The organism is Pseudomonas defluvii (assembly GCF_001695625.1).
Lineage (GTDB): Bacteria > Pseudomonadota > Gammaproteobacteria > Pseudomonadales > Pseudomonadaceae > Aquipseudomonas > Aquipseudomonas defluvii.
In genome coordinates this window covers 18,938-29,525 of sequence record NZ_MBPN01000067.1, presented here as the reverse complement: position 1 = coordinate 29,525, position 10,588 = coordinate 18,938, and the positions used below count along the sequence as shown (strand labels likewise).

The 10,588-nt window shown below is 59.3% G+C and carries 11 protein-coding genes; 6 read left to right on the top strand and 5 right to left on the bottom strand.

Going from position 1 to position 10,588, the window contains the following annotated elements; translation table 11 throughout:
* Positions 1-182: 182 nt before the first annotated feature.
* Positions 183-1,520, top strand: a complete 1,338-nt coding sequence (gene gdhA, locus EKA13_RS17695; protein WP_065760630.1) for an NADP-specific glutamate dehydrogenase — start codon at positions 183-185, stop codon at positions 1,518-1,520.
* Here the strand turns inward: gdhA and EKA13_RS17690 are convergent.
* From EKA13_RS17690 to EKA13_RS17680, 3 genes are all read right to left on the bottom strand, one after another.
* Complete coding sequence (locus tag EKA13_RS17690) at positions 1,517-2,014, bottom strand: GreA/GreB family elongation factor (protein WP_065760629.1); 498 nt, start codon at positions 2,012-2,014, stop codon at positions 1,517-1,519. The genes gdhA and EKA13_RS17690 overlap by 4 nt on opposite strands.
* A 368-nt stretch (positions 2,015-2,382) precedes the next feature.
* Positions 2,383-4,236, bottom strand: a complete 1,854-nt coding sequence (locus tag EKA13_RS17685; protein ID WP_065760628.1) for an Lnb N-terminal periplasmic domain-containing protein — start codon at positions 4,234-4,236, stop codon at positions 2,383-2,385.
* 68 nt (positions 4,237-4,304) lie between these two features.
* Positions 4,305-4,793: a DUF3015 domain-containing protein gene (locus tag EKA13_RS17680; protein ID WP_065760627.1), complete on the bottom strand. Its 489-nt coding sequence runs from the start codon at positions 4,791-4,793 to the stop codon at positions 4,305-4,307.
* Between the two features lie 273 nt (positions 4,794-5,066).
* On the opposite strand from EKA13_RS17680, the gene EKA13_RS17675 reads away from it, so the two are divergent.
* The 5 genes from EKA13_RS17675 to bamJ all read left to right on the top strand — a co-directional run bounded on the left by EKA13_RS17675 (position 5,067) and on the right by bamJ (position 9,752).
* A complete protein-coding gene (locus tag EKA13_RS17675; protein WP_065760626.1) occupies positions 5,067-7,505 on the top strand; it encodes a Lon protease family protein in 2,439 nt (812 codons plus the stop codon).
* Between the two features lie 168 nt (positions 7,506-7,673).
* Positions 7,674-8,015, top strand: coding sequence for a PA4575 family protein (locus tag EKA13_RS17670; RefSeq protein ID WP_065760625.1), 342 nt, complete (start codon positions 7,674-7,676; stop codon positions 8,013-8,015).
* A gap of 101 nt (positions 8,016-8,116) precedes the next feature.
* Entirely contained in the window at positions 8,117-8,605 is a 489-nt protein-coding gene (locus EKA13_RS17665; RefSeq protein ID WP_065760624.1) for a TIGR00645 family protein, read from the top strand.
* Between the two features lie 137 nt (positions 8,606-8,742).
* Positions 8,743-9,048, top strand: a complete 306-nt coding sequence (locus tag EKA13_RS17660; RefSeq protein WP_065760623.1) for a DUF6482 family protein — start codon at positions 8,743-8,745, stop codon at positions 9,046-9,048.
* Positions 9,049-9,134: 86 nt separating this feature from the next.
* Positions 9,135-9,752 (top strand): BamJ family beta-barrel-assembly machinery protein, encoded by a 618-nt coding sequence (bamJ, locus tag EKA13_RS17655; RefSeq protein WP_065760622.1) that lies wholly within the window; start codon positions 9,135-9,137, stop codon positions 9,750-9,752.
* A gap of 86 nt (positions 9,753-9,838) precedes the next feature.
* Here bamJ and EKA13_RS17650 read toward each other — a convergent pair whose 3' ends face one another.
* Both EKA13_RS17650 and EKA13_RS17645 read right to left on the bottom strand, forming a co-directional pair.
* Positions 9,839-10,069 (bottom strand): PA4570 family protein, encoded by a 231-nt coding sequence (locus EKA13_RS17650; protein WP_065760621.1) that lies wholly within the window; start codon positions 10,067-10,069, stop codon positions 9,839-9,841.
* A gap of 122 nt (positions 10,070-10,191) precedes the next feature.
* Entirely contained in the window at positions 10,192-10,533 is a 342-nt protein-coding gene (locus EKA13_RS17645; protein WP_065760620.1) for a zinc ribbon domain-containing protein YjdM, read from the bottom strand.
* Positions 10,534-10,588 lie beyond the last annotated feature (55 nt).

The window sequence follows — 10,588 nt, the reverse complement described above, 5'->3', positions numbered from 1 at the left end:
GCTATGCATGCGCTGGCCCAGGCAAAAAAGCCTGGCTGAAGACGCGCTTGAATGTGTATACATTTACATAAATGCACCATTTAATTTCAAAAAAACGACATTTTGCACTGTCGCAGTGCGCCTTGACTTGATAAAGTCCCGGGAAAAATTCTTACAAGCTAATCATCTGCCGAGACCTTCCCATGATCGAATCCGTCGAAGACTTCCTCGCACGCCTGAAAAAACGTGACCCAGCCCAGCCTGAATTCCATCAGGCGGTGGAAGAGGTACTGCGCAGCCTCTGGCCCTTCCTGGAGGCCAATCCGCACTACCTGCAGGCCGGTATTCTTGAGCGTATGGTCGAGCCTGAGCGCGCGATCCTGTTCCGCGTGTCGTGGGTCGACGATCAGGGCAAGGTCCAGGTCAACCGCGGTTATCGTATCCAGATGAGCAGTGCCATTGGCCCTTACAAGGGCGGCTTGCGTTTCCACCCGTCGGTCAACCTAGGCGTGCTGAAGTTCCTGGCCTTTGAACAGGTCTTCAAGAACTCCCTGACCTCGCTGCCCATGGGCGGCGGCAAGGGCGGCTCTGACTTTGACCCCAAAGGCAAGAGCGACGCTGAAGTGATGCGCTTCTGCCAGGCGTTCATGAGCGAACTGTACCGCCACATTGGTGCCGACCTTGACGTACCTGCCGGTGATATCGGCGTCGGCGCACGGGAAATCGGCTTCATGTTCGGCCAATACAAGCGTTTGGCGAACCAGTTCACCTCCGTGCTGACCGGTAAGGGCATGACCTACGGCGGCAGCCTGATCCGCCCTGAAGCGACCGGTTACGGTTGCGTGTACTTTGCCGAAGAGATGCTCAAGCGTCAGGACCTGCGCATTGACGGTCGTCGTGTTGCCATATCCGGTTCCGGCAACGTGGCCCAGTACGCCGCGCGCAAGGTCATGGACCTGGGTGGCAAGGTGATCTCCTTGTCCGACTCCGAAGGTACCCTGTATTGCGAAGCGGGCCTGAGTGATGAGCAATGGGACGCATTGATGGCGCTGAAGAACGTCAAGCGTGGCCGCCTCAGTGAGATGGGCGGGCGCTTTGGCCTGGAGTTCCGTGCAGGCCAGCGCCCTTGGAGCCTGCCGTGTGACATCGCCCTGCCGTGCGCTACCCAGAACGAACTGGACGCCGACGATGCCCGCACCTTGCTGAGCAATGGCTGCCTCTGTGTGGCCGAAGGTGCAAACATGCCGACCACCCTGGAGGCAGTGGATATCTTCCTTGAGGCCGGTATCCTCTTCGCTCCGGGCAAGGCGTCCAACGCCGGTGGCGTGGCCGTGAGCGGGCTGGAGATGTCGCAGAACGCCATGCGCCTGTTGTGGACTGCTGGCGAAGTGGACAGCAAGCTGCACAACATCATGCAGTCGATCCACCACGCCTGCGTGCACTACGGTGAGGAAAACGGTCGAATCAACTACGTCAAAGGCGCCAACATTGCCGGCTTCGTCAAAGTTGCCGATGCCATGCTGGCTCAAGGGGTCGTTTAAGCCTCCGGTTCGATGGCGATGATCTCGATCGACTGATCACCCGCCGGTCGTCGCCACACCACTTCGTCTCCTGGCTTGGCGCCTAGCAGTGCCCGGCCCAGGGGGGATCCCCAGTTGATCAGGCCGCTTGCGGCATAGGCCTGATCTTCTCCGACCAGTTGAACCTGATGTTGCTGACCGCTTTCATCGGCAAAGGTCACGTGGCTGCCAATCTGCACCTTGTCCCGTGATGCCGCTGGCGCAACCACCAGCGCACTCTGCACCTTGGCATTGAAATAGCGCAGGTCACGCTCGGTCTCCACGAGCCGCTGCTTGTCTGCCTGCTCACCTTGGGCGAGCAGTTCACTGCGCAGTGTGTTCAATTCGGCGACACGCTCATGCAGCAAGGTAAGACCTCGGGCGGTGACGTAGTTGGGTTGCTCGCTGATCTGACGTTCAACGGGCTGATCAGCCTGGTCACTGGCTTGATCTTCATTGACGAATGCGCGACTCATGAACGGCTCCTTCTCAGGAGACCCTGCTGACAGACGTACGCACTCTGGCTGACCCGTATGCGACCTGTTTGCGTCGCCGCATCGCGGTCTTTCTCCTGCTGCCATTGTTTCGTGATCGTCCCAATGGCGGGCACGGTAGTCTCGCAGGTCCTGATGCTCCTGCATGGCCTGGCACTGGCGAAAGCCATTGTCCCAGCCGGTCTCATATTGGCGGTTGTGCAGGTAGCGTGGTACATCTTTGCGAAAGTCGCCAGCTATTAAAGCTGCGGCCTGACAACCGTCACGGTCGTCTCCCGAGTGCCATTGGCAATCGCCGAAAAGGCCAGTGCACAAAGATCCGTACACAGGGGCCAGTACACAGCCGCTAATCAGTAGTTGTACCACTTTAGCTCAAGCATCACCTCGTTCTGCGCTGTGGTGAACGCGCTGAAATCGCGTTTTGCGCTCAGGCGCAGGCCGAGGTTGTTCGACAGCTCCCACTGCTGGTTCAGGCTCAGGCTGCGGCGCACTTCGCCATTGGTAAAGTAATCACCCTTGGCCTCCAGGCTCAGGTTGCCCAGCCCGTTACGCCACAAAAGGCCGGTGTTGAAGCCCGCTGCTGGCGCAATGAAGCCGGCAAAGTCGGCGTTGTGCTCGACCCGCACGGTTCCAAGGGCAAACCCGAGCATTTCGTCGCTCAGCGCCCAAGTACCGCCAGCACCGCCATTTACCTGACTGACCAGGGTTTCGTCACCCTCCCTGCCAAGCACCCGCTCCAGGCCGCCAGCGACTTGCCATGACCAGGGTTGCAAAAGGGCGTTGCGCGGGGTCAGCGAGCGAATGGTCGCCAGGTCCAGGCGTTGCAGTTGCCACTGGTTGTTTTCGTACTGGCGTAGTTTCAGCTGGAGGATTTCGATTTGCGCCCCCAGCGGGAAGCCATACATATTGTCGTTGAGGTCGTGGTAAGCCATGCGCAGGCCATACTCAGCGAACGCACGGTCTTCTCGTGTGCCCACCCCTAACTGCCAAGTGCGTGACTGATGGCCATCTTCAGGCAGCCCTGGGCGCTTGATGTCGAGCTCAGGTGGAGGGTTGCGGTTGATCGCTCGCAGCAGTTCAAAGCTGCGTTTGGCGCGTGCCGGATCACGCTCCTGGCCGTTGGCACGGTAGCGCTCCAGGCGGTAGGCGGCGTCTTGCACCAAGGCCTGGCGGTCACGTGGCAGTGCGCTGAACGCCGGGCTTTGCAGTTGTGCAGTATCGGCACTGACGGCCAGCACCTGGCGTTGCTCCTCGGCATCCAGTGGCGCTGCGCGCTCCAGCAATTCACGTTCGCGCGAAGGCCGGTAGTCGATACGCTCCACCAGCCCCGATTGCTTGACGGCCTTGACGGTGTCGGTCGGAATGGCCGTGAGCGGGAACTGCGAGGTCAGGTCCAGGCTTGGGCGAGCCACCTGTAGCAACTCGAGCAAACGGTAAGAGCAGTTTTCGTCAAAGAAGAAGTAGTCGAAGCGAATCTGTTTGAGCTCCCACACGTGCTCGACCATACGCCCGGTTTCTTCCGGGGTCAGGTTCAAGCGGTACTCCCACAGGTCGCGGTTCTCCAGGCTGCGGTATTCCGAAAGCTTTTCCTGATAGGGCACCAGGGCAAACAAGCCCGGGTAGCCGCCCATCAGGCCTTTCCAGGCATAGAGGATGCTGTTGTCGTTGCCTTCTATGTAGGCGCCGAAGTTGATCGCGTAGCTCAGCAGGGCCGTGTCGTTCTTTTGCACATCGGCCTGGTCGATACGCAGCAGCGTATGGCCGAACATCGATGAGGGGCTGTTCAAGTAGGCTGCCGGGAAGATCATCACCGCACTGTGTGGCGACACATCCTTGAACCACTGGGGGTATTCCTTGCAGTCCGGTGCTGGCAGGTCATTCAACTGCAGTTGTTCGCGTAGCCAGCGGGTGCGTGCCGGGAATACGCACTGTGCATGTTTGTCGCCCAGGCTTGCCGGTGCATAGAGCGCCTGGAGGGTGGCCTTTAACTCCAGATCAGGGTGATGGCCTCCGTCTTTGGCGAGAAAGAAGCGCTCGTCGTCGACATAACTTCGCCAGCCACCCAGCTTGGCGGTTTCGTAGTGACCCAAGGCGATCCAGTAGCGGTCATTGGCCAACTGGTTGAGGCGGTTGTCGTCGAAAGCGGGAGCAGCATGCAACGGGGCGCAGACACAGAGCGCCAGGTAGGCAAGGCGTTTGAGCATGTCGGGCAACTACGTCGGGATGATGCCGATAGAGGCGAACCCGCCCCTGAGGGGCGGGTGGGCCGAGCTTAAGCCTGGGTGGCGTATTTGGCCAGGCGTGGGTCGCTTTTCAGAACAGCCAGGGTGTTGGTGTGGACATCTTCAGCGGTGATGTCGGCTGTCTTGAAGATCTCCTGGAAGTGTTGGTGGGTGACGGCGGCGAAGTGCGCGCGGTCTTCAGGTGCCACGCCGAGGACGACGGCGTAGGTGGTCAGTGCTTCGCCTTGACCTTTGGCCATGTCTTCAGACAGTTCGTTCATCATGCCATTCATGGCGAACCACGACTTGCCGCCATAGGTCAGCGCAGCGTTGGTCGCGCAGCCGTTGGTGCCGGACGTCATGCCGAACGTTGCGTTACCGGAGGTGCCGTTGGTTGTTGATGCAAGGAAGTGGGCCGGTGTACCGCGTTGGCCCTCGAACAACATGTTGCCCCAGCCGCAATCCGGGCCGCCAGGCGCCTGGGCCATGGCGTTCAGGGATGCGGCGGCGAACAGAGTACCCAGAAGAATCCGTTTCATAGCATTGTTCTCTTTCTAAGGAAGTGCAAACCAAAGGTCAGGGTTATCTGGCATATCGGTGAGACCTGTAGCCAGGACGGGTCGGTTATTTACCCAGCCGCGCAGCTTACAGTTTAGGCATGATCTAACAGTTCGCTGATCAATTACAAAATATTACTGGGACGCTATGGGGGGCAGGATTCACTCCGTTGCAGAAAGCGTTGAAGAGCCTTGCAAGCCGCACGCGCCCGGCGCCAGAATGCTTCATCCGCCCCGCCGAAGTAAGGAAGCCCGATGCCCGATCCTGTTGCTGCGAGCCTGCGTCTTGCGCCAGAAGCCTTGACCCGGCCGTTTTCCGCCGAACAGTTCGCTTTTACCACCACCAATGATCTGGAGCCTTTTCGCGGTGTGCTTGGCCAGGAACGTGCTGTCGAAGCCTTGCAGTTTGGCGTCGCCATGCCGCGTCCTGGGTACAACGTTTTTGTCATGGGTGAGCCCGGCACTGGGCGTTTTTCGTTCGTCAAACGCTACCTGAAAGCCGAAGGCAAGCGCCTGCATACCCCCTCGGACTGGGTCTACGTCAACAACTTCGATGACCCGCGCGAAGCCAAGGCACTGGAGTTGCCGCCTGGCAGCGCCGGTGCGTTCATCGCAGATATTGGCGGCTTGATCGACAACCTGCTGGCAACCTTCCCGGCGGTGTTCGAGCACCCCTCGTTCCAGCAGAAAAAAAGTGCCATCGATCGCGGTTTCAATCAACGTTATGACCGTGCACTGGATGTTATCGAGCGGGCGTCCCTGGAAAAGGACGTTGCCCTGTATCGTGACAGCAGTAACGTTGCCTTCACCCCGATGAGTGACGGCAAGGCGCTGGATGAGGCCGAGTTTGCACAGTTGCCTGAAGCTGAGCGTGAGCGTTTCCACGAGGACATTGCCGCACTGGAAGAGCGTCTGAACGAAGAGCTGGCCAGCTTGCCGCAGTGGAAGCGCGAGTCGAGCAACCAGTTGCGTCAGCTCAACGAAGAAACCATTACCCTGGCCTTGCAGCCGCTGTTGTCGCCGCTCTCGGAAAAGTACGCGGAGAACGCCGCCGTCTGCGCCTACCTGCAAGCCATGCAGGTCAACTTGTTGCGCACGGTGGTCGAACAACTGGTCGACGACAGCAAAAGCGACGCGGTGGCCCGCAAGATGCTGGAAGAGCAATATGCGCCAAGCCTGGTGGTTGGGCATCCGGTCAGTGGCGGTGCGCCGGTGGTGTTTGAGCCGCACCCGACCTACGACAACCTGTTTGGCCGTATCGAATACAGCACCGATCAAGGCGCGCTCTACACCAGCTATCGGCAACTGCGTCCCGGCGCGCTGCACCGTGCAAATGGTGGTTTCCTGATTCTTGAAGCCGAGAAAATGCTGGGCGAACCCTTTGTCTGGGATGCGCTCAAGCGTGCCTTGCAATCGCGCAAACTGAAAATGGAGTCACCGTTGGGCGAACTGGGGCGTGTGGCCACCGTCAGCCTTACGCCGCAGATGATTCCGCTGCAGGTCAAGGTCGTCATCATTGGGGCCCGCCAGCTTTACTACGCCCTGCAGGACCATGATCCGGACTTCCAGGAAATGTTCCGGGTGCTAGTGGATTTCGACGAAGACATTCCAATGGTCGACGAGAGCCTGGAACAATTCGCGCAGTTGCTCAAAACCCGTACCAGCGAGGAAGGCATGGCGCCGTTGACTGCCGATGCGGTCGCACGCCTGGCAACCTACAGTGCGCGTTTGGCCGAGCATCAAGGGCGTTTGTCGGCGCGAATCGGTGACCTGTTCCAGCTGGTCAGCGAGGCGGACTTCATTCGCCACCTGGCCAACGACGAAATGACCGACTGCGGCCATATCGAACGGGCGCTCAGGGCCAAGGCCACGCGTACTGGCAGGGTTTCGGCGCGGATTCTCGACGACATGCTTGCCGGGATCATCCTGATCGACACCGAAGGTGCGGCCGTGGGCAAGTGCAACGGCCTGACAGTGCTTGAGGTGGGTGATTCGGCGTTCGGCGTGCCGGCACGGATTTCCGCGACGGTGTACCCAGGTGGAAGTGGCATCGTCGACATCGAGCGCGAGGTCAATCTGGGCCAGCCGATTCACTCCAAGGGGGTAATGATCCTGACCGGTTACTTGGGCAGTCGTTATGCCCAGGAATTCCCGTTGGCCATTTCCGCAAGTATTGCGCTGGAGCAGTCCTATGGTTACGTCGACGGTGACAGCGCCTCCCTCGGTGAGGCCTGTACCCTGATTTCGGCGTTGTCGAGAACCCCGCTCAAGCAGTGTTTCGCTATTACCGGCTCCATCAACCAGTTCGGTGAGGTGCAGGCTGTCGGCGGGGTCAACGAGAAAATCGAGGGCTTCTTCCGGCTCTGCGAAGCCCGTGGCCTGACCGGTGAACAGGGGGCAATCATTCCGCGTGCCAACGTCACGACACTGATGCTCGATGAGCGTGTACTGCAGGCCGTGCGCGCGGGGCAGTTCCACATCTATGCGGTCAGCCAGGCCGATGAGGCATTGAGCCTGCTGGTGGGCGAACCCGCCGGTACGCCCGATGCCGAAGGTCAGTTCCCCGAGGGTAGCGTCAACGCCAGGGTGGTCGAGCGGCTGCGGGAAATTGCCGAGATGATCAGCGACGAGGAGCTCAAGGAGGCGGAGAAAGAGCACGCTGAACAGGCGTTGGTCGAGGTCAAGTCGTCCTGACGGGGGAGGGTGGGCGCCAGGGTCGGCATGACCATTCGGCGCCCGCTGCTGTGCTACCGCTTGTCGCTGTCGGTTTTCTTCTATTCTTCAGATCATGGACAGTCGTAGGTACAGGATAGAGACAGCTCCCGATGGGCGCTGAACAGGGTTTCTCCGAGGATCGTCGCCATGCCGCGCAGCCTCAGCCTTACTCGTCAATGCCTGGGTCTGGTCACCCGCATTGAATGCAGCATTCGTCCGCTGGCCGGTGACAATGGTATGTGGACGCTGCTTTTCGCCGCCGGCATGGCTGGCGAGCAACCTTCCGCGATCAAGGCTCAGGGGCCGTTCCACGGTCCTTACGTCGCTGAGTCAGTACTCAATGCCATCGTCGATAGCCTGACCTTGCATGGGTATCAAGTTGCGGATGGGCCACAGATCTGGTGCATTCACTTGCAGGCACAGCTCAGACGGATCAACGGCGAACGGGTGCATCACGTGGGTGATTTCCAGTTCCATCCAGAGACCTGAGGGCTGCCCCCGGTTGCCTTGCGGCAACCTGACGCGGGCTTTTTCTGTCATTCGTGGCTGGTATACTTGTGCCCGTTTTCTAGCCACCGATGAGTTTTTTAATGGAACGTTTTATCGAAAACACGATGTATGCCTCTCGCTGGCTGCTCGCGCCCATCTACTTTGGTTTGTCCTTGGGGCTGCTGGCGCTGGCACTGAAATTTTTCCAGGAAATCTTCCACGTATTGCCCAACGTGTTTTCCATGGCTGAAGCCGACCTGATCCTGGTGATCCTTTCGTTGATCGACATGTCCCTGGTGGGTGGCCTGCTGGTCATGGTGATGTTCTCCGGCTATGAGAACTTCGTCTCGCAACTGAACATCGATGACGACAAGGAAAAGCTCAGTTGGCTGGGCAAGATGGACTCCACCTCACTGAAGATGAAGGTGGCGGCCTCGATCGTGGCGATCTCCTCGATCCACCTGTTGCGGGTTTTCATGGACGCGCGGAACATCGAGACGCAGTACCTGATGTGGTATGTGATCATCCACATGACCTTTGTGGTGTCTGCGTTCGCGATGGGTTACCTGGACAAATTGACCAAGCACTGATTGCGTCTTGCTCGGTGCGCTTGAAACCGCCCGTCCGTTACAAAACGGACGGGCGGTTGCGTTTCTGGCTTGTACTTTGTTCATCCCTGTACGAAGAATGAACAGTCGCTCGTATGTCCGAGTAGTGAGGTGCTGCAATGAACCTGCACGATCTGAATACCGAGGCCAGGGCTGGTCATGTCGAGGAACTCAACCTGATCGCTATCGAAGGGGGGGATTACCTGCTTGAGGCACGCGTACATGGGCGCGCCCACCCGTTGTCTGATACACGAGGCCAGCGCTTGCGCGTGCACTCCGTGGAGGAGGCGCGCGGGCAGTTGCAGGGGTTGCCAGACCTGCCGCTGAACCTGGTGCATTGGTCGGTGCAGGACGAAATGTGCGGCATGAGCAGCACGGCGGAAGAGGATCTGAAAGTGCCGATTTCCCGGCGTTCGGCCTGGTAGCTGAACTGCTGCGCCGCAGTGTGCTAGGCTGCTCGCCCTTTTCATGAAGGGCGCGGTGTTCGTGCGCCCTGTAGCGGAGCAAGCCAATGTCCGAAATCAACCTGTCTACCGACGAAACGCGCGTCAGCTACGGCATCGGCCGTCAGCTGGGTGGTCAACTGCGTGACAACCCACCACCAGGCGTCAACCTGGAAGCGATCCTGGCCGGTCTGACCGACGCGTTCAATGGCCAGGCCAGCCGTGTCAGCGAAGAAGCGCTGTCGGCCAGCTTCAAGGTCATCCGCGACATCATGCAAGCGCAAGCGGCTGCCAAGGCTGAAGCTGCGGCTGGCGAAGGCAAGGCTTTCCTGGCTGAAAACGCCAAGCGTGAAGGTATCACTACCCTGGCTTCGGGCCTGCAGTTTGAAGTACTGACCGCTGGTGAAGGTGCTAAGCCGACTCGCGATGACAGCGTCCGTACCCACTACCACGGCACCCTGATCGACGGCACTGTCTTCGACAGCTCCTACGAGCGCGGTCAGCCTGCTGAGTTCCCTGTTAGCGGCGTGATCGCTGGCTGGACCGAAGCCCTGCAGCTGATGAACGCTGGTAGCAAATGGCGCCTGTACGTACCGAGCGAGCTGGCCTACGGCGCTCAGGGCGTTGGCAGCATCCCGCCGCACAGCGTACTGGTCTTCGACGTCGAGCTGCTCGACGTTCTGTAAGCCCTGGCGTTGCTGGGGGGCTCGGCTCTCCGGCAGCGGCAATGCCGGCTTCTGCGCAACCGTGCGGGAGCCAGCGTTGCTGGCGATTACAGCGGGCGCAACGCCCGTGCGTAAGAAAACAGAAACAGGTTGCGCACCAGTTCCTTGAGCACATTCGGCTCGTTTGAATTCAAACCATTCAGGTCCAGATCACCCTGGGCGTATAGCTCATGCAGTGCGTCTTCTTCGAGCACGGCACAGACCTCGCCGGTTTCCCGGTGCAGGATGCGCAGGCAAGGGTGAGGGCGTTCCAGCCAGGCGTCGATCAGATAGGTCATGACTATTCTCCTTGAGGTTTCAATGAGAATAATTCTTATTAGCAAAATAGCAAGAAGTGATTGGCAGTTGCTGCCAGAAGGTCGATCCGAGGCCGTTGCACGGCCCCGAATCCAGGTGCAGGTCAGACTTTACGGACGAACTCGGACTTGAGTTTCATCGCGCCGATGCCGTCGATCTTGCAGTCGATGTCATGGTCGCCGTCACACAGGCGGATGTTCTTGACCTTGGTACCGACCTTGACCACCAGGGACGAACCCTTGACCTTGAGGTCCTTGATCACGGTAACGGTGTCGCCGTCTTGCAGGACGTTGCCCACCGAGTCTTTTTTCACTGCCTCGTCGTTGCCTGCTTCGGCCTCACCGCTGGCGGACCACTCGTGGGCGCACTCGGGGCAGATCAGCATGGCACCGTCTTCGTAGGTGTATTCGGAGTTGCATTTTGGGCAGGGAGGCAAAGTGCTCACTAAGGTTCCTCTGGGGGTGCGTGCAAAAACCCACATTGTATAAGGTTTTGTCGCT

What these genes read in the sequence shown, in the direction of transcription:
- EKA13_RS17685 (WP_065760628.1), bottom strand. Translation starts at nt 4,236, where the DNA reads ATGCTCAAACGCCTTGCCTACCTGGCGCTCTGTGTCTGCGCCCCGTTG.
- EKA13_RS17670 (WP_065760625.1), top strand. Translation starts at nt 7,674, where the DNA reads ATGCCGCGCAGCCTCAGCCTTACTCGTCAATGCCTGGGTCTGGTCACC.
- EKA13_RS17690 (WP_065760629.1), bottom strand. Translation starts at nt 2,014, where the DNA reads ATGAGTCGCGCATTCGTCAATGAAGATCAAGCCAGTGACCAGGCTGAT.
- EKA13_RS17680 (WP_065760627.1), bottom strand. Translation starts at nt 4,793, where the DNA reads ATGAAACGGATTCTTCTGGGTACTCTGTTCGCCGCCGCATCCCTGAAC.
- EKA13_RS17675 (WP_065760626.1), top strand. Translation starts at nt 5,067, where the DNA reads ATGCCCGATCCTGTTGCTGCGAGCCTGCGTCTTGCGCCAGAAGCCTTG.
- EKA13_RS17650 (WP_065760621.1), bottom strand. Translation starts at nt 10,069, where the DNA reads ATGACCTATCTGATCGACGCCTGGCTGGAACGCCCTCACCCTTGCCTG.
- EKA13_RS17660 (WP_065760623.1), top strand. Translation starts at nt 8,743, where the DNA reads ATGAACCTGCACGATCTGAATACCGAGGCCAGGGCTGGTCATGTCGAG.
- gdhA (WP_065760630.1), top strand. Translation starts at nt 183, where the DNA reads ATGATCGAATCCGTCGAAGACTTCCTCGCACGCCTGAAAAAACGTGAC.
- EKA13_RS17665 (WP_065760624.1), top strand. Translation starts at nt 8,117, where the DNA reads ATGGAACGTTTTATCGAAAACACGATGTATGCCTCTCGCTGGCTGCTC.
- bamJ (WP_065760622.1), top strand. Translation starts at nt 9,135, where the DNA reads ATGTCCGAAATCAACCTGTCTACCGACGAAACGCGCGTCAGCTACGGC.